Raw genomic sequence first — 18,212 nt, 5'->3', positions numbered from 1 at the left:
ACCTTAATGTAAATTGGGCTGTGCACCTTGACCTTTTTCATCAATCATATAGCCATTTTTAAATCTATCTAAACGATAGTTTTTTGATAATGCATGGGAGTACCCTTTGGCAAGAAGATGTGCAAAACACCAACCAGAAGCAGGAGTTGCCTTGAACCCTCCATAACACCAACCAGCATTCATATATAAACCATTAATATGAGTTTTATCTATAATAGGCGATCCGTCCATACTCATATCCATAACACCACCCCACATTCGCAAAAGCCTTGTTTTGCTAATAATGGGCATTAAAGCCAGCCCACCTTCACAAACATCTTCTAAAGTATCTATTCCACCTCTTTGAGCATAAGAGTTATATCCATCAATATCACCTCCAAAAACTAAACCTCCTTTATCAGATTGAGAAATATAGAAATGACCTGCCCCGAATGTAATTACGCCTGGTATAATCGGCTTTAAACTCTCACTAACAAAAGCCTGTAAGACATGGCTTTCAATGGGTAAATTCATATTTGCCTTTGACATTAAAAGACTTGTCGAACCGGCAACTGCACACCCAACTTTATTTGCTTTGATAAAACCTTTATTAGTTTCAACACCAATACAAGCACCTGATTTAAATTTAAAGTTATGTACCTCACAATTTTGAATAATATCAACACCTAGTTGGTCTGCGGCATGAGCATAACCCCAAGCAACAGCATCATGTCTAACCGTTCCACCTCTTTTTTGAAACAATCCTCCTTTAATTGGAAATCTTGCGTTATCAAAATCTAAAAAAGGATAAAGCGATTTAATTTTATTAACATCATATAGTTCTGCATCTGCTCCATTTATTATCATTGAGTTACCACGCCTAATAAATGAGTCTCTTTGAGAATCTGAATGGTATACATTCAAAACTCCTCTTTGACTAACCATCGCATTATAATTTATTTGTTTTTCTAGACTTTCCCATAATTTTAATGAAAATTCGTAAAAGGCTTCATTTTCGTTAAGTAGATAATTTGAACGAATAATAGTTGTGTTACGTCCAACATTACCGCCCCCAATCCAATTTTTTTCTAAAACGGCAATATTTTTTATATTAAATTCTTTAGCTAGATAAAAAGCTGTTGCAAGGCCATGACCGCCCCCACCAATAATAATAACATTATATTCTTTTTTTAATTCTGGGTTTTTCCAAGTTTTTTCCCAACCACTATTATTATTGAAACCTTCCTTCAATAATTTTAACCAATTATAGCGCATGCTTTTATATCTTTTTTCCTATAACGAATGATTACAAAACTACTAAATGTTTTTTTATATAACAACTTAAAATTTGATTCGCTTAATTATACGATTTCTCTATAAAATACTGTTAAATTAGATTTAAGGGGAAATTAAATGAAAAAAAATCTTATACCAGTTATTTTAATAACTGGATTAATAATATTAGGTGTATTTTTGTATAATCAAGACGCATCTAAAACTGAAAAAAGTGCAGACAGTCAAATAAAGATTGGCATCATTCTTGGCTTTACTGGACCAATAGAATCTTTAGCACCTGTTATGGCAAAAAGTGCTGAACTGGCTATCGATGAAGTTAATAAATCAGGTAACTTTATGGATGGCGCTCAACTAAAGGCAGTAAGAGCTGATTCTACTTGTGTAGATGCAGCAGCAGCACAAGCTGCGGCTGAACGCTTAATCACTTCAGATAAAGTAAGTGCAATAATGGGAGCCGATTGTTCTGGAGTAACAACTGCTGTCCTTAAAAATGTTGCAATGCCAAATGGAATCTTGATGATTTCTCCATCAGCAACGTCTCCAGCCTTATCAACTGAACCAGATAATGATTTATTTTTTAGAACAGCTCCTTCTGACGCTAGACAAGGTGAAGTGATTGCTGATTTGTTAATGGAAAAGGGCTTTAAAACAGCCGCTTTAACACATACAAATAACGACTACGGCAAAGGTCTAGCCGCTAGCATTAAAAGCAATTATGAAGCTAAAGGTGGTACCATAACAATTAGCGCTTCTCATGAAGATGGTAAAGGGGACTATAGTTCAGAGGTTGCTGCATTAGCTCAAGCTTCAGGGGACATACTAATTGTTGCGGGTTACTTAGATCAAGGTGGTAAAGGCATAATACAAGCTTCATTAGATGCTGATGCCTTTAATAAATTTTTCTTACCTGATGGAATGATTGGTGATGCACTACCTAAGGCGATAGGTCCTGATCTAAATGGTTCTATCGGGTCAGTTCCTGGAACAGATAGCCCTGGTGCTGCAAAATACTCTGAATTAGCAAAAGCTGCTGGCTTTGAGTCAGGACCATATGGCCCAGAGTCTTACGATGCTGCTGCTCTAATTATGCTTGCAATGGAGGCTGCAAAATCAACTGACAGTAATGTTTTTAAAAATAATGTTATGGATATTGCTAATGCACCTGGTGAAAAAATTTATCCAGGTGAACTCAGTAAAGCACTCAATTTAATCAAAGAAGGTAAAGATATTGACTACGTTGGTGCTACAGCTTTAGAACTAGTTGGTTCTGGTGAATCATCTGGGAGTTTTGCGGAAATCTTAATAGATAACCAAAAAACTAATAAAGTTGGTTATAGATAAAACTTTAAAGGCTTAAGGTAATAACCTTAAGCCTTTTTTCAATTGGTTTCATTGATGCTTGAAATAAAAAATCTATATAAAAACTTTGGTGGCATTCAAGCCATTAAAAATGTCTCATTAGAAATTAAAAAATCATCTATAACTGCTCTAATTGGGCCAAATGGGGCGGGTAAAACAACTCTTTTTAATATTATTAATGGATCCATTAAACCAGACTCCGGCAATATAAAGTTAAACAATTTAAATATAACTGGTTATGAACCTCATCAATTATTTGATTTAGGTATATTAAGAACATTTCAAATTGCTCACGAATTTTCATCATTGACTGTAAGAGATAATTTGATGATGGTTCCACCAAATCAAATAGGTGAGTCTATTTTAAATACGTGGATAAAATCAAAAAAAATTAGATTAGAAGAAACAAAAATATTAAATAAAGCAAATGGAGTTTTAGATTTTTTGCAATTAAAACACCTTGCTAACGAATATGCTGGTAATTTGTCAGGTGGGCAAAAAAAATTATTGGAATTAGGAAGAACAATGATGGTTGAACCAGAAATTGTATTGCTCGACGAGGTGGGTGCAGGAGTTAATCGTACTTTATTAAATACAATTGGGGATGCTATATTAAGACTAAATAAAGAATTAAATTATACTTTTTGTATGATTGAGCATGATATAGAGTTTATTAGCAGATTATGCGATCCTGTAATTGTTATGGCAGAGGGATCAGTTTTAATGACGGATACAATCTCTAAAGTTAAAAAAAATGAAGAAGTTATCCAAGTATATCTTGGAAGAAACTAAATAAAGAGTTTTTAAAATATGTATTTATTATCAGGTGAAAACATTACATGTGGCTATAGCTCAGTTGATATTCTATCAAATTGTACAATTGGTGTAAAGAGAGGTCAAATTGCCTCAATTGTTGGACCTAACGGCGCTGGAAAATCCACTGCGATGAAAGCTATATTTGGACTTCTAGGTATAAGAAAAGGCAAAATATTTCTTGATGGTGAAGATATTACCAACCTTCAACCACAAGAAAGAGTCTTAAAAGGTATGGGGTTTGTCCCACAAACAAACAACATATTTCCCTCTTTGTCTGTGCAGGAAAATCTTGAAATGGGGGCATTTATTCAGGCAAAAAATTGTGAAAATATGTTGAATTATATTTATGAACTTTTTCCAATTCTAAAAGATAAACGTTACCAACAAGCAGGCGAACTGTCTGGTGGTCAGCGGCAACAAGTCGCAGTAGGAAGAGCTTTAATGACAAGCCCAAAAGTTTTAATGTTAGATGAGCCATCCGCTGGCGTTTCTCCTATCGTTATGGAAGGTATTTTTAAAAAAATTAAAGAAATTGCTAATCAGGGAACCGCTATACTAATGGTAGAACAAAATGCTAAACAAGCGTTAACAATATCAGATTTAGGGTTTGTTTTGAATCAAGGAAAGAACCTTTTCACAGATACTGGAAAGTCACTTTTAGATAACAAAGAAGTAAGACAGGCGTTTCTAGGGGGCTAAACTTTATGGACTTTTTGAACGGCATTACCTTAATAGCCAATTATATTATAATACCAGGACTTACATATGGCAGTCAATTAGCTCTTGGAGCACTTGGTATAACAATAATATACACAGTTCTTAGGTTCTCTAATTTTGCTCATGGGGAATTTATGTCATTTGGAACAATGACCTCTATTCTCCTAACTTGGCTATTCTCAAATCTTGGAATTAAACTAGGTATATTCCCTACTGCCATATTAGTTTTACCTATAGCAATATTAATAACTATTTTTTATTGCTTAATCATAGACAAATTTGTTTTTAAATTTTACCGCCAACAGAAATCAAAAAGTGTAATTACTCTTATCGTTTCTATTGGTGTTATGTTTTTTTCAGGAGGTTTAATAAGATTTCATAATAGGGCCAGGAGATAAAAACTTTTTTGATGGAGAAAGATTTATTTTAAAAGCCAAAACGTTTAAAGCTTTGACTGGCCTTAATGAAGGATTGGCTATCAAAACCACACAAGGAGTTACTATAATACTTACAATTTTATTAGTTTTTCTTCTTTTTTGGTTTTTAAATAAAACTAAAACTGGAAAATCGATGAGAGCTTACTCAGATAATCAAGAACTAGCATTGTTATCCGGTATTAATCCAGAAAAAGTTGTATTAATTACTTGGATAATTACTGGAACTTTAGCATGTGTAGCTGGAACTTTATATGGTCTTGATAAAAGCTATAAACCATTTACTTATTTACATTTAGTGTTACCCATTTTTGCAGCAGCAATTGTTGGTGGTGTTGGAAACCCTGTTGGGGCAATTATTGGAGGCTTTGTTATAGCATTTTCTGAGTTATTTATTACATTCGCCTATAAGAAAATTTTTTATTACCTTCTTCCATACGAAATTGTTCCTAATGGATTGTTACAGATTTTATCCACAGACTATAAAATAGCAGTATCTTTTATTATTCTAGTTCTGGTTTTGTTAATTAAGCCTACTGGAATTTACAAAGGTAAAGTAATTTAAACCAATATTTAGAGTTTACGTAATGCAAAATAAAAATTATATACTTCAATTATTCAGCTGTATGTTTTTAATGCTCTTACTGGTTGGTTTTTTTCAAAGTTGGAATCTTGCACTCTCAATTTTTAACCTTTGCATAATATCTGCTATTATGTCTTTAGGAATAAATATTCAATGGGGCAATGCAGGAATAGTAAATTTTGGTGTCATGGGATTTGCGGCATTAGGTGGCTTAGCCAACGTAATTATTTCGATGCCACCAACTCTCAACGCATGGGAAGAAGGTGGTATTTTAATTCTGTCTGGTATTGTAACATTCATTATATCAATATTTTGTTCTATTTATTTATGGAAGAAATTAAATATTGATAAAAAGAAAAAATACGTAATTACATCAATTATAATAGCTACAAGTTATTTTCTTATGCGATATATTATTGATATTCCAATACTAACTATAGAATCTATTGAACCAGCAAAAACAGGTTATCTCGGAGGCTTTGACCTTCCTGTCATAATTTCATGGCCTATTGGAGGACTATTAGCAGCGCTAACTGCATATGCTATAGGTAAAATAGCTTTAGGGCTTAGATCAGACTATTTAGCTATAGCTACCCTAGGCATTTCTGAAATAATTATATATGTCTTAAAAAATGAAGATTGGCTCTCAAGGGGTGTAAAAAATGTAAATGGACTACCAAGGCCTGTTCCATACGAAATCGAACTTCAATCAAAGCAATGGGTTATAGAAATAGCACAATTTACTAACGTTTCTCTGCCAGAAATATCATCAATTATAGTCAAATTATCTTATTCCTTTTTATTTATTATAATTTTGATAGGAATTTTGATTTTACTTGAAATTGCTCTCAAATCTCCTTGGGGAAGAATGATGAGGGCCATCAGAGATAATGAAGTTTCAGCAAACGCTATGGGTAAAAATATTAAAAAAAGACATCTACAAGTATTTATTATTGGTTCAGCAATTATAGGCATAGCAGGGGCAATGCTAACCACTCTTGATGGTCAGTTTACTCCAGTTTCATATCAACCTCTAAGATTTACTTTTTTAGTTTGGATTATGGTAATTATTGGAGGCTCTGGAAATAATTTTGGTTCTATCATTGGAGGGTTTATTATCTGGTTTTTTTGGATCCAAGCTGAACCTATTGGTCTATGGCTTATAGCTTTTATAACTTCTTATGTCTCAGATTCGAATTTAATAAAAAGTCATTTATTAGAGAATGCAGCACATATGAGACTTATGTTTATGGGCATAATTTTGTTAGTGACCTTAAGATTTGCTCCCAAAGGTTTAATACCTGAAGTTAAAAGATAAGTTATGAATGAATGTAAGATGACAAAAATGTTATTAAATCAATTAAATTTTAATTTTTTAAAAATAATTCTAGTCATATTATTTGTTCAAATTAACCCTGCTATTGGAAAAGAGAAATTAAACCTAACATATGATAATATTGAAGTTTTTCTTGAGGGTAATTTCGTACAAGGTGGATTAGTTATAGGTAAATCTGATCCAAAAATTGAAATAAAATTTAAAAACAAATTGCTTAGAAAAACCTCTGATGGTTATTTTATTATTGGTTTTGGAAGAGATCACCCAGATATTGCGCACTTGTCTCTAAAACCTAAAAAGGTATGGCTTGAAAAACCGATCTCAATCAAAAAAAGAATTTATAAAACGCAAATTATAAATGGCTTGCAGAAAAAGATGGTTACCCCACCAAAATCTTTCTACGATAGGATTATAAAAGAAAATAAATCTATTAAGTATATCAGAGGTATAGATAGCAACATAGACTTTATCTTCCAAAAATTTAATTGGCCTGTTAAGGGTATCGTATCTGGTGTATTTGGAAGCCAAAGGATTCTAAATGGCATACCTAAACGACCACATTATGGTGTTGATATTGCTGCCCCGAAAGGCTCCCCAGTTTTAGCACCTATAAAATCTATAGTTAGAATGGCGGAAAAAAACTTATATTATACTGGTGGCACTATAATGCTTGATCATGGTCATGGCGTAACATCTATTTACTCTCATCTATCAGCTGTAAATGTTAAGGTTGGAGATACTGTTTCTAGAGGGCAAAAAATAGGCGAAGTTGGATCTACTGGAAGGTCTACGGGTCCTCACTTAGATTGGAGAGTTAATTGGTTTTATGAGCGTTTAGACCCTGCTTTATTAGTAGATTAAAGCACACTATTTAATTATCTAAAAAATGTATAATTATTACTGATAAGTTATGATCTAAAAGCTTGACAGATTTCGCTATAAGGCTATATTCCCCGTACTAATAATTATTAAATTTTTTTTAATTTATTAGATTATTATATAATTATTATTAAAAAGCTCGGAATTTTAAAATGTATGCAGTCCTAAAAACCGGTGGAAAACAGTACCGTGTAGAAAAAGAAGATGTTGTCTTAGTAGAAAAACTAGATGCAAATGATGGTGATCAAGTTGTTTTAAATGATATTTTAATGATTGGTGAAGGCAAGAAAGTTACTTTAGGTAGTCCTTTAGTGAATGATGCTGCAGTTATGGCACAGGTAATTAGACAGACACGTGGCCCTAAAATAACGATGATATACAAAAGACGTAGAAAAAATAGTCGTCGTAAGCAAGGTCACAAGCAAAACCTCACACTTCTTAAAATAATTGACATTGCTGAAACAGGCGGCTCCAAGCTTTCTCCTAAAAAAGCAACTGCCAAGTCTACTGAGACTAAAGCAAAAGTAACTGCCAAGTCTACTGAGACTAAAGCAAAAGCAACTGCCAAGTCTACTGAGACTAAAGCAAAAGTAACTGCCAAGTCTACTGAGACTAAAGCAAAAGTAACTGCCAAGTCTACTGAGACTAAAGCAAAAGCAAGCCCTAAAACTAAAAGTTCAACTACTAAAGATAAGTAAAGGAATAAGTAATGGCACATAAAAAAGCAGGTGGTAGTTCAAGGAATGGAAGAGACTCCGCAGGTAGACGTCTTGGTGTAAAAAAGTTTGGAAGTGAATTAGTTGTTCCAGGCAATATTATTATAAGACAACGAGGCACTAAATTTCATCCTGGGTCAAATGTAGGTATGGGTAAGGACCATACTATTTTTGCTCTAATTGATGGTCATGTTAAATTTAAAGAGCTTAAAGGTAAAAAAATGTTTGTTTCAGTTGATCCAATAAAACAAGCTGCTGAATAATAAATAATTTATTTTCTTCTCTTGGGAATAGCTTGATAGTTATTCCCTTTTTTTGTTTTTAAAGTCTTTTCATCCTAAATTGTATATAATAGAGTTTTATTATGAAGTTTTTAGATCAAGCTAAAATATACATAGCAAGCGGTCATGGTGGCTCAGGCTCTATATCCTTTAGAAGAGAAGCTCACGTCCCTTTTGGTGGTCCTGACGGAGGGAATGGTGGACGTGGAGGCGACGTGATTGCGCATTGTACTGATGGTTTAAATACTCTTATAGACTTTCGTTATCAACAGCATTTTAAAGCAAGGCCAGGTGATGGAGGTAAAGGTAGAGATCGAAGTGGAATTAGTGGGCAAGATTTGATACTTCGAGTTCCACTTGGGACACAAATCTTGGATGAAACTAATAATTTTATACTAGCTGATATGATAAAAATTGGACAAAAAGTTACTCTTGCTAGAGGCGGTGAAGGTGGAAAGGGTAATGCTTTTTTTAAAACTTCTACTAATCAAGCACCTAGAAAATATCAACCAGGAGGTGAATTAGAAGAAAAATGGATATGGCTTCGTCTTAAGCTTATTGCTGATATAGGTTTGGTTGGATTACCTAACGCCGGAAAAAGCACCTTACTATCTAGAATAACTGCCGCAAAACCTAAAATTGCTGATTATCCGTTTACAACTCTTCACCCAAACCTTGGTGTTGTTAATCAAGATAATAAAGAATTTGTTATAGCAGATATACCTGGGTTAATAGAAGGTGCTCACGAAGGCTCGGGTTTGGGTCATAGATTTTTAGGGCATGTTGAAAGATGTAAAGCTCTTCTTCACCTTGTTGACGCAACTAGTAAAAATATAAAACAAGATTACTCTACAATTATTAATGAAATCAAAGCTTATGATAAAAGTTTATCGAAAAAAAAACAAATAGTAGTTCTTACTAAATGTGATGCTATTAATTCAGAGCAAATTAATTTTGCTAAAAAAGAATTAAAGACGCTCAAAGTTAATAATGTATTAGGAATTTCTGCCGTAACTGGTGAAAACATTGTTAAGTTAATAAGAAATCTTCAGGAAATTGTAACCACAAACGATGTTATAAATGACAAACTAAGTCATAAAGAAAATACAAATAATACTTGGTCTCCATAGATTAAAGAAAAATATTATGAATAAACAAGACTTAATTAAAAATTCAAAAAGAGTTGTTATTAAAATTGGCTCTGCTTTATTAATTGATTCTAAAACAGGTAAACTTCAAAAAAATTGGCTGGAATCTCTTGCTTTCGATATTCATAATCTCATCAATTCAGGTGTTGAAGTAATAATAGTATCCTCAGGGTCTATTGCCTTAGGAAAAAAACAACTCTGTTTAAAAGATAATTTATCATTAGATGAGAAGCAAGCAGCCGCTGCTACTGGTCAAATAACCCTTGCTCATGCATGGAAAGAAACCATGAGTAAATATGAATTGAATGTAGCTCAAATTTTACTTGCTCCAGATGATACAGAAACAAGACGAAAACACCTAAATGCAAGAGCTACACTAATTAGGCTTCTTGACTTAAATGTCATACCTGTGATTAATGAGAATGATACTGTATCAACTGAAGAAATAAGATTTGGCGATAATGATAGACTCGCAGCAAGAGTTGCTCAAATGTGTAGTGCAGATTTATTAATACTATTATCAGATATTAATGGACTATATTCTTCAGACCCTAACAAGAATAAAGATTCAGTTTTTATAGATGAAATAACAGAAATAACCTCCAAAATTGAATATATGGCAGGTCCCACACATACCACTTTTTCTTCAGGGGGTATGGTTACTAAAATTGAAGCTGCAAAAATTTCAACTAATGCTGGTTGTCACATGATTATTTGTGATGGACGAATTAATAACCCATTGTTAAAATTACAACAAACAAAAACAAAATTTAGTTGGTTTAAAGCTAATCACCAACCAATGAGTGCGCGAAAACAATGGATTTCTGCTGCTTTACAAGTAAAAGGTCGAATAATTATTGATCAAGGTGCATCAGATGCCATAAAAAAAGGAAACTCTGTTTTGTCAGCTGGAATTATCGGAACTGAAGGAAATTACGAAAAAGGTGATTTGATTGAGATAATTGACCATAATAAAAAAATAATAGGAAAAGGACTTACTCACTTCAGTCATACAGAAATTGAATTAATTAAAGGCTCTCATAGCGATAATATAGAATCCATTCTGGGTTACCGAGGTAAAGATGAAGTAGTGCATAGAGACGATCTTGTGCTAGACAAAAATAAGAGTAAAGATTAATGCCTGTAAATAAAAATTTTGAATATGTAAAAATTGTAAATAAACAATCTCAAGAAGCTTTTAAAATAATTTCAGGAAGCAGTTCTTCAGATAGAAACTTAGCTATTTTTAATACTTCAAGCATTATAAAAAATAATCAAAACGAAATTTTAAAAGCTAATGACATTGATATTAAAAATGCAAAAGCAAAAAACCTTAGTAATGCTTTTATTGATAGGCTCGTTCTAGATGATAAAAGAATAAATGAAATTATACATGGCTTAAAAACAATTAGTTCTATGAATGATCCTATAGGAATTGAACTTTCAAGATGGCAACAACCCAATGGTCTAGATATTTCGAGAATTTCAGTGCCACTTGGAGTAATAGGTATAATTTATGAATCACGACCAAACGTAACTATAGATGCAGGAAGTTTATGTATAAAAGCTGGAAATACTGTAATACTTAGAGGTGGATCAGATTCAATTAACACTTCAAAAATTTTGTCGAGATGTCTACGAGAGGGTTTGGCATCTGTAAACCTACCACCTAATGCAGTACAAATGATTGAAAATACCGACAGAGAAGCGGTAACAGCAATGTTGCAATCATCTGGTGAAATAGATGTCATTATACCTCGTGGCGGTAGATCTTTAGTTGAAAAAGTCCAACAAGAAGCAAGAGTGCCAGTTTTTGCCCATTTAGAAGGAATATGTCATTTATACGTTGATAAAGATGCCAATATTGATAAAGCAACAAAGCTTATTCTTAATTCAAAAATGAGAAGAACTGGCATATGTGGCGCATTAGAAACACTTTTAGTAGATAAAGAAATTAGTAATCAGGTAATACCTATATTTGTTCAAGAATTAACAAAAGTTGGTTGTCATCTTAAGGGAGATGAAGAGACTATTAAAATTGATGATTCTATTGAACTTGCTTTAGAAACAGATTGGACAACAGAATATCTTGAGGCGATACTATCAATCAAGATAGTTGATGGGGTTGTAGGTGCAATTAATCATATAAATAAATATTCATCAAATCATACAGAATCTATAGTTACAGAAAACAAAGATACTGCCGAAATGTTTCTGTCTAAAATTGATAGTTCAATAGTAATGCATAACGCTTCCACTCAATTTGCAGATGGTGGTGAATTTGGTATGGGTGCAGAAATTGGTATTTCCACTGGTAGAATTCATGCGCGAGGCCCTGTAGGTGCCAATCAATTGACCAGTTTTAAATATGTTGTCAGAGGTAAAGATCAAATTCGTGATTAAAAATTTAAAAGCTAGTTTTAAAAATAATATGCCCTTATGCTTTTCTTATTTTAGAAAAAGAAAAATAGGCATTTTAGGAGGCTCTTTTAATCCAGCTCATTCAGGCCATATTCATATTAGCAACACTGCCAAAATAAATCTTGGACTAGATGAAATTTGGTGGTTGGTTGCTCCCCAAAATAGATTAAAATCAAACATTGGGATGGAATCCTTTAAAAAAAGGTTAAGTTATGCAAGAATATTAACAAGCAAGTATCATTATATAAAAGTTTTAGATTTAGAAGAAAAAAATAAGCTTTATGCCTCTTATAAAACGGTTAAGTTTTTATCCAGCAAATCTCAAACAGTTAAATTTATATGGTTAATGGGGAGTGATATTCTAGATAACTTTAATAAATGGCTTTATCCTTCATTTATAACCAAAAAAATTCCTGTTGCTGTAATTTCAAGACCTGGTTACATCAGTTCTTTTACTAATAGCAATAATATTCCAAAACTTGGGAAACGCATAAAACCTTCAAAAAGTAAAGTTATCTTTCTTAAGAAAAAACCCATTTGGATTTTTATAAAACAAAAATTATTAGCTGTTTCTTCATCAGAAATAAGGCGTTTAAAACATTTAAATAATATGGATTCTAAAAAATGAAAAAATCAATATCTATCTCATCTAAACAATTATTGAAACTAACAATTGACTCTTTAGAAGATGATAAAGGAATAGATATTTGTAAGATAGATTTGATTGGTAGAAGTAGCATTGCAGATTACATGATAGTTGTTAGTGGAAACACCACAAGACAAGTGACATCGATGGCTAACAATTTAGTAAAAAAATATAAAGAAGCGGGTATTCGTCCACCTTCGCCCGAAGGTATGTCAAATGGTGACTGGGTTCTTATTGATGCCAAAGATATTCTTATTCATATCTTTCGTCCCGAAGTTAGAGATTTCTACAGCTTAGAAAAAATGTGGGTAAAAAAACAAGATGAAAGTTCATTTGATTCAATAGATAACAAAATATGAAATATATAATTTCTATCATTGGTAAATTTAAAAATAACGATGAAAATCTTATTACGCAAAAATACTTGAAAAGAATAAAAAACATTCAGTTAAATCAGTATGAAATCAAGATAAGTAATTTAGATAAGAGATTAGAAGAAGAAGGATCAAAATTAATTAATTCGACTCCTAAGAATGGAAAGTTAATACTACTAGACGAACAAGGTGAAAATTTATCCAGCACTGAACTTGCTGAAATAATTTCTAAATGGAAAGATAACAATATTTCAAGCATTAACTTTGCTATTGGTGGTGCTTTTGGAAATGGTAAGCTAATTAAAAAATCAGCCGATAAAGTCGTTGCATTAGGAAAACTTACATGGCCGCATCAAATGGTTAAAATGATGGTTGCAGAACAAATATATAGAATTGAGACAATTCTTGAAGGTCATCCTTATCATAAATAAACTTTTAATAGTGAGAAATAATTAATGAGAAATAATACAAAACAAAGGATTGTTTTATGCATTATGGATGGGTGGGGAATTAATAAAAATAGTAATCATAACGCTGTTGCACTCGCAAAAACACCAAATGTTGATTATTTAACAAATACATATCCATATTCAAAACTTGAAGCTTCAGGTGAACATGTAGGATTACCTAAAGGTCAAGTCGGCAATTCAGAAGTTGGTCATATGAACTTAGGTTCAGGCCGAGTTGTTATCCAAACTCTTCCTCGAATTAATAATGCCTTTAAAAATGACGAAATTAGACATAATAAGAATTTTAAAAAATTTATTTCTGAACATAAAAAAGATAAAACCGTCCATCTTCTTGGTTTATGCAGTAATGGAGGCGTCCATTCTCACCTAGACCATATTGTTGAAATGGCAAAATTATTAGATGAGTCTAATATTAATTCTGTTCTTCATATTTTTTCTGATGGAAGAGACAGTTCCCCTAAACAAATTGGAAATATTGTAAAATTATTTGAAGCATCATTACCTAAAAGCATAAAAATAGTTTCTCTTATTGGAAGATATTTTGCTATGGATAGAGATAATAGATGGGATAGAGTTAAAAAATCGTTTGATTTAATTGCATATGGAAAATGTGAAAGAAATACCAACGATATTACTTCTGCCATTGAGGTTGCTTACAAAAACAACGAAACTGACGAGTTTATTTCTCCTACATTAATTGGTAATTATAGAGGGATTGAAAATGACGATAGCTTAATAATGGTTAATTTTAGAGCCGACAGAGTTAGGGAATTGTTATCTCCTTTTCTAAACCCAAATTTTGATAAATTTAAAAAAAATAATAATACCCCCCTTATTACTAATTCACTGGGAATGATTGAATACTCAAAAGAAATTTCACAATTTATGAAAAGTATTTTTGTCAGAGAACAAATACAAGACACTCTAGGGGATGTCATTTCAAGAGCTAATTTAAAACAACTCAGACTTGCTGAAACTGAAAAATATCCTCACGTAACATTTTTTTTTAATGGCGGCAGTGAAACTATTTGTCCAGGCGAAACAAGGATAATGGTACCCTCTCCAAAAGTTACTACTTATGATTTAAAACCAGAAATGTCTGCAGAAGAAGTAGAGTTTGAGTTAATCAAAGCAATTAAAGATAACATTTATGACTTAATCATTATTAACTTTGCCAATCCAGATATGGTCGGGCATACAGGAAATTTAAAAGCAGCCATTAAAGCCGTTGAAAGAGTTGATAAAGCCATTGGAAATATTAAAGCCGCATTAGATGAAACCGGTTGTACAATGTTATTAACTGCCGATCATGGAAACTGTGAAATAATGTTAGATTCAAAAACACAAGTTCCACATACATCTCATACCTGTAACAAAGTCCCTTTAATAATGATATCATCAGAAAGTAATTTAAAATTAAAAAATGGTAAGTTAGCAGACATAGCTCCTACGATCCTAGACATAATGTCTCTTGATATACCTATTGCAATGAATGGAAGGTCTTTATTAGTAAAATAATTATATATAATAATAGATTTTCTATACTTGCTAGAATTATATTGTTCTATATTCTATAGAGAAAAAGTTAAACTTCAAAAAATTTTGGGAAAGCGAATATGATAAAAATGTTAAAAATGAATAATAAAAAAACCATTTTATTTATATTTTTTATATACGCAATTATCCCTTTAAAAACAATTAACGCTGATACTAACCGCCAGGAAACTTATAAACAGCTAAACCTTTTTGGTGATGTCTTTCAACGAGTTCAAGAACAATATGTTGAAGAAGTTACTGACAAAAAACTAATAGAGTCAGCAATTTCTGGAATGCTGCAATCACTTGATCCGCATTCATCATATTTAAGCGCTGATTCTTATAAAGATATGCAGGTTAAAACCAAAGGAAAATTTGGTGGATTAGGAATCGAAATTACTATGGAAGATGGCGTAGTTAAAGTAGTGTCTCCAATTGACGATACACCAGCAGCTAAAGCTGGGATGAAATCAGGTGATTTAATCATAGGCGTGGATGGAGAATCTATAAGAGGTCTTACTATTAATGAGTCAGTTTCAAAACTTCGAGGGCCTGTAGGTAGCAAGGTCATCATCACAGTCGTACGTGATAAACAAGACCCTTATGAAATTGAGATAAAAAGAGATATCATTAACATTAAATCTGTTAAACATAATATAATAAAAAATATAGGTTATGTTCGCTTAACCACTTTTTCAGACACTACAACATCTGGCTTAGAAAAAGCTATAACTGAGATTAAGAAAAACATTGGAAATAAATTTCAAGGTTTAATTTTAGATTTAAGAAATAATCCAGGTGGTCTTTTAAATCAATCAATATCTGTAGCAGATGCATTTCTTAATCAAGGTGAAATTGTTTCTACGCAGGGGAGAAATGACGATGACACATCAAGAGTATTTGCAAAAAAAGGTGATCTTATCAATGGCCAACCCTTAGTTGTTTTAATTAATAGTGGATCAGCTTCGGCAAGTGAGATTGTAGCAGGTGCTTTAAAAGATCACTCTAGAGCAATAATTATTGGAACTAGAAGTTTTGGCAAAGGTTCTGTACAATCTATTATTCCTCTTGCAGGTAATGGGGCAATGAGACTTACAACAGCCAGATATTTTACACCAAGTGGAATATCTATACAAGCTAAAGGGATTGAGCCCGACATTATTGTGGAAGCAGGCGCAACAGATTTTAAAAAGCCAAAAAACAATAATAGACGTGAGGAAAACCTAAGAGGTGCATTAGATAAGAATAAAAAAAGTAAGGAAACAGAAATTGATAGTGATAGTGAAAAACCTCTAACCCCCTTAGAAAAACTTCTTCAAGATAATCAAATCTCTAGAGCAGTCGACATGATTAGAGGTATTAGCTTATTTAACAAAAATGAATTAAGTCAAAAAACAGTTAGTGCTAAAAATTGAATAAAATTCTAAGTGAAATTCCAATTTCAGAAAGACCATACAGATCTTGTGTGGGTTTAATGGTATTTAACAAAGATGGAAATGTTTTTTGCGGTCAACGGCTTGATAATAAAGCAGAAGCTTGGCAATTACCGCAAGGTGGAATTGATGAAGGGGAGCTACCTATAGAAGCAGGTTTTAGAGAGTTAAAAGAAGAAACCAGCATAATAAATGTAGAATTTTTGTGTGAATTCCCTGAGTGGATAAATTATGATATCCCTTTGCCTTTAGCAGATAGGCTCTGGAGTGGTAAATATAGAGGTCAATCACAAAGATGGTTGTTATTTTATTTTTCTGGTGAAGATAATGAAATAAACATCAACACTTTAAATCCAGAATTTAGAAATTGGATTTGGCTTAATCCTCTAAAATTACCCGAAAAAGCAATATCATTTAAAAAAGACGTTTATATGAAAATCAATGAAGTATTCATCCCAATGTTAGAGAATTATATTTCAGCTAATATCAAATAGGTTAGTAAATGCCAACATCTAATAAAGAGTACGATAAACTTATTAAAAAAATTGATGATATTTTATTATCAATCAAAAACGAGCCTCAAAAATTTGAAAGTGTCTTTACCGAACTCTTTGATAAAGATTTTGAAAAAGGATTAAATTATATAAATAGTTTAGAAACTGGTTTGCTAAAAGGACTAGTAATTTCAGTAAAGGACTTATTTGATGTTAAAAATTATAAGACTAGAGGTGGATCAAAATTTTTAAATAGCTTACCTGCTAATAAAGATGCAGATTGTATTGCTCTTATCAGAAAGGCTGGAGGTCTTCTCCTTGGTCATACAAATATGACGGAACTTGCTTACTCCGGATTAGGTATAAATCCTCATTATGGAACACCCAATAATCCTCTTTACAACAATTCAATTCCAGGCGGCTCAACATCTGGAGGAGCAGTGTCGATAGCTCTTGATGTAGCTGATATAACAATTGGAACAGATACAGGAGGTTCTACTAGAATACCGGCAGCCTTTACTGGAATAACTGGATTTAAGCCCACACAAGACAACATTTCTAGAAATGGATGTCTAACACTCTCATCAAGTCTCGATAGCATTGGTCTGATGGCTAAGAATGTTGAACTTTGTAGACAAGGTTATGAGGTCATGAAAGAGAAAAAAAAAGCAAAACAAAAGGCTAATAGTAATGGCTTAAAATTTATAGTTCCTTCAAACTTTGGCTTTGAAAATATTGAGCCAGACGTAGAACTTTCTTTTAACTCTGCTAAACAAAAAATAATTGAAAACGGATATAATATTGTTGAAGAAGAATTACCAATACTCGAAACATATAAAAAAATACCATTATGGCAATTTGCAGCCGTAGAATGCCAGGCAGAATATTTTGAAGCCTACACAGAAAAAAAACATCTAATTGATCCAAATATACTTAAACGAATGGATAGAGCAAATGATGTTATGGCTATCGAGTATAAATTATTACTCAAAATGCGAGAAGATCTGATAAAAGAATTTAATAGCTTTTTGAAAAACAATTTTTTACTTATGCCAACTGTAACTATTAAACCACCTCTATTGAAAAAATGTGATGATCAAGAGTTTTATGACAAAGTCAATTTGATAACATTAAAAAATACATCATTAGCAAATTATATGAACGGATGTAGCTTGTCTTTACCATATTTTATAAATAATGAACCGACAGGTATTATGTTAAATGGTTCAACTAACAATGATGATAATCTTTTAGAAATAGGTAGTGAATTTGAAACCATATTGTCGACTTAAAT

The 18,212-nt window shown here is 32.3% G+C and carries 18 protein-coding genes and 1 pseudogene; 18 read left to right on the top strand and 1 reads right to left on the bottom strand.

Annotated features, from left to right (window positions below; all coding sequences use genetic code 11):
- Positions 1-3 precede the first annotated feature (3 nt).
- Positions 4-1,254 (bottom strand): sarcosine oxidase subunit beta family protein, encoded by a 1,251-nt coding sequence (locus ABXT66_RS00945; protein WP_443643795.1) that lies wholly within the window; start codon positions 1,252-1,254, stop codon positions 4-6.
- A gap of 138 nt (positions 1,255-1,392) precedes the next feature.
- Between ABXT66_RS00945 and ABXT66_RS00940 the strand changes: the two genes are divergently transcribed.
- From ABXT66_RS00940 to ABXT66_RS00855, 18 genes and pseudogenes are all read left to right on the top strand, one after another.
- Positions 1,393-2,616, top strand: coding sequence for an ABC transporter substrate-binding protein (locus tag ABXT66_RS00940; protein WP_443643794.1), 1,224 nt, complete (start codon positions 1,393-1,395; stop codon positions 2,614-2,616).
- A gap of 54 nt (positions 2,617-2,670) precedes the next feature.
- Positions 2,671-3,426, top strand: coding sequence for an ABC transporter ATP-binding protein (locus ABXT66_RS00935; RefSeq protein ID WP_443643793.1), 756 nt, complete (start codon positions 2,671-2,673; stop codon positions 3,424-3,426).
- 18 nt (positions 3,427-3,444) lie between these two features.
- A complete protein-coding gene (locus tag ABXT66_RS00930; protein ID WP_443643792.1) occupies positions 3,445-4,149 on the top strand; it encodes an ABC transporter ATP-binding protein in 705 nt (234 codons plus the stop codon).
- Between the two features lie 5 nt (positions 4,150-4,154).
- Positions 4,155-5,166 (top strand): annotated as a pseudogene (locus ABXT66_RS00925) (branched-chain amino acid ABC transporter permease).
- A 22-nt stretch (positions 5,167-5,188) separates the two neighbouring features.
- On the top strand, positions 5,189-6,502 hold the full coding sequence (locus tag ABXT66_RS00920) for a branched-chain amino acid ABC transporter permease (RefSeq protein WP_443643791.1): 1,314 nt from the start codon (positions 5,189-5,191) through the stop codon (positions 6,500-6,502).
- Between the two features lie 3 nt (positions 6,503-6,505).
- On the top strand, positions 6,506-7,381 hold the full coding sequence (locus ABXT66_RS00915) for a M23 family metallopeptidase (RefSeq protein ID WP_443643790.1): 876 nt from the start codon (positions 6,506-6,508) through the stop codon (positions 7,379-7,381).
- 170 nt (positions 7,382-7,551) lie between these two features.
- Positions 7,552-8,097, top strand: coding sequence for a 50S ribosomal protein L21 (gene rplU / locus ABXT66_RS00910; protein WP_443643789.1), 546 nt, complete (start codon positions 7,552-7,554; stop codon positions 8,095-8,097).
- 11 nt (positions 8,098-8,108) lie between these two features.
- Entirely contained in the window at positions 8,109-8,378 is a 270-nt protein-coding gene (gene rpmA / locus ABXT66_RS00905) for a 50S ribosomal protein L27 (protein WP_443643788.1), read from the top strand.
- Positions 8,379-8,479: 101 nt separating this feature from the next.
- Entirely contained in the window at positions 8,480-9,526 is a 1,047-nt protein-coding gene (obgE, locus tag ABXT66_RS00900; protein ID WP_443643787.1) for a GTPase ObgE, read from the top strand.
- 16 nt (positions 9,527-9,542) lie between these two features.
- The gene (proB, locus tag ABXT66_RS00895; RefSeq protein WP_443643786.1) at positions 9,543-10,682 is read left to right on the top strand and encodes a glutamate 5-kinase; all 1,140 of its coding nucleotides are present in this window, start codon (positions 9,543-9,545) and stop codon (positions 10,680-10,682) included.
- Complete coding sequence (locus ABXT66_RS00890) at positions 10,682-11,947, top strand: glutamate-5-semialdehyde dehydrogenase (protein WP_443643785.1); 1,266 nt, start codon at positions 10,682-10,684, stop codon at positions 11,945-11,947. The genes proB and ABXT66_RS00890 overlap by 1 nt, the downstream gene beginning before the upstream one ends.
- Positions 11,940-12,593 carry a hypothetical protein gene (locus ABXT66_RS00885; protein ID WP_443643784.1) on the top strand — a complete coding sequence of 218 codons (654 nt, stop codon included), beginning with the start codon at positions 11,940-11,942 and terminating at the stop codon, positions 12,591-12,593. Before ABXT66_RS00890 ends, ABXT66_RS00885 begins: the two co-directional genes overlap by 8 nt.
- Positions 12,590-12,970 carry a ribosome silencing factor gene (rsfS, locus tag ABXT66_RS00880; RefSeq protein WP_443643783.1) on the top strand — a complete coding sequence of 127 codons (381 nt, stop codon included), beginning with the start codon at positions 12,590-12,592 and terminating at the stop codon, positions 12,968-12,970. The genes ABXT66_RS00885 and rsfS overlap by 4 nt, the downstream gene beginning before the upstream one ends.
- The gene (locus ABXT66_RS00875) at positions 12,967-13,416 is read left to right on the top strand and encodes a 23S rRNA (pseudouridine(1915)-N(3))-methyltransferase RlmH (protein ID WP_443643782.1); all 450 of its coding nucleotides are present in this window, start codon (positions 12,967-12,969) and stop codon (positions 13,414-13,416) included. Before rsfS ends, ABXT66_RS00875 begins: the two co-directional genes overlap by 4 nt.
- A 24-nt stretch (positions 13,417-13,440) precedes the next feature.
- Entirely contained in the window at positions 13,441-14,973 is a 1,533-nt protein-coding gene (gene gpmI, locus ABXT66_RS00870; RefSeq protein WP_443643781.1) for a 2,3-bisphosphoglycerate-independent phosphoglycerate mutase, read from the top strand.
- 116 nt (positions 14,974-15,089) lie between these two features.
- Complete coding sequence (locus ABXT66_RS00865) at positions 15,090-16,406, top strand: S41 family peptidase (protein ID WP_443643780.1); 1,317 nt, start codon at positions 15,090-15,092, stop codon at positions 16,404-16,406.
- Positions 16,403-16,918 carry an RNA pyrophosphohydrolase gene (locus ABXT66_RS00860; RefSeq protein ID WP_443643779.1) on the top strand — a complete coding sequence of 172 codons (516 nt, stop codon included), beginning with the start codon at positions 16,403-16,405 and terminating at the stop codon, positions 16,916-16,918. Before ABXT66_RS00865 ends, ABXT66_RS00860 begins: the two co-directional genes overlap by 4 nt.
- Before the next feature lie 8 nt (positions 16,919-16,926).
- The gene (locus ABXT66_RS00855; protein ID WP_443643778.1) at positions 16,927-18,210 is read left to right on the top strand and encodes an amidase family protein; all 1,284 of its coding nucleotides are present in this window, start codon (positions 16,927-16,929) and stop codon (positions 18,208-18,210) included.
- The last annotated feature ends 2 nt before the right edge of the window (positions 18,211-18,212 follow it).

Origin of the sequence: Candidatus Levibacter sp. Uisw_134_01, assembly GCF_047717795.1 — a bacterium.
Classification (GTDB): domain Bacteria; phylum Pseudomonadota; class Alphaproteobacteria; order Puniceispirillales; family Marisalimonadaceae; genus Marisalimonas.
This window is presented reverse-complemented; position numbering and strand designations above follow the sequence as displayed.

Excerpts from the sequence above, each read along its gene's own strand:
- ABXT66_RS00945 (WP_443643795.1), bottom strand. The coding sequence starts at position 1,254 with ATGCGCTATAATTGGTTAAAATTATTGAAGGAAGGTTTCAATAATAAT.
- obgE (WP_443643787.1), top strand. The coding sequence starts at position 8,480 with ATGAAGTTTTTAGATCAAGCTAAAATATACATAGCAAGCGGTCATGGT.
- rplU (WP_443643789.1), top strand. The coding sequence starts at position 7,552 with ATGTATGCAGTCCTAAAAACCGGTGGAAAACAGTACCGTGTAGAAAAA.
- ABXT66_RS00935 (WP_443643793.1), top strand. The coding sequence starts at position 2,671 with ATGCTTGAAATAAAAAATCTATATAAAAACTTTGGTGGCATTCAAGCC.
- ABXT66_RS00855 (WP_443643778.1), top strand. The coding sequence starts at position 16,927 with ATGCCAACATCTAATAAAGAGTACGATAAACTTATTAAAAAAATTGAT.
- ABXT66_RS00930 (WP_443643792.1), top strand. The coding sequence starts at position 3,445 with ATGTATTTATTATCAGGTGAAAACATTACATGTGGCTATAGCTCAGTT.
- ABXT66_RS00875 (WP_443643782.1), top strand. The coding sequence starts at position 12,967 with ATGAAATATATAATTTCTATCATTGGTAAATTTAAAAATAACGATGAA.
- ABXT66_RS00940 (WP_443643794.1), top strand. The coding sequence starts at position 1,393 with ATGAAAAAAAATCTTATACCAGTTATTTTAATAACTGGATTAATAATA.
- ABXT66_RS00890 (WP_443643785.1), top strand. The coding sequence starts at position 10,682 with ATGCCTGTAAATAAAAATTTTGAATATGTAAAAATTGTAAATAAACAA.
- proB (WP_443643786.1), top strand. The coding sequence starts at position 9,543 with ATGAATAAACAAGACTTAATTAAAAATTCAAAAAGAGTTGTTATTAAA.
- ABXT66_RS00915 (WP_443643790.1), top strand. The coding sequence starts at position 6,506 with ATGAATGAATGTAAGATGACAAAAATGTTATTAAATCAATTAAATTTT.
- rpmA (WP_443643788.1), top strand. The coding sequence starts at position 8,109 with ATGGCACATAAAAAAGCAGGTGGTAGTTCAAGGAATGGAAGAGACTCC.
- ABXT66_RS00865 (WP_443643780.1), top strand. The coding sequence starts at position 15,090 with ATGAATAATAAAAAAACCATTTTATTTATATTTTTTATATACGCAATT.
- rsfS (WP_443643783.1), top strand. The coding sequence starts at position 12,590 with ATGAAAAAATCAATATCTATCTCATCTAAACAATTATTGAAACTAACA.
- gpmI (WP_443643781.1), top strand. The coding sequence starts at position 13,441 with ATGAGAAATAATACAAAACAAAGGATTGTTTTATGCATTATGGATGGG.
- ABXT66_RS00920 (WP_443643791.1), top strand. The coding sequence starts at position 5,189 with ATGCAAAATAAAAATTATATACTTCAATTATTCAGCTGTATGTTTTTA.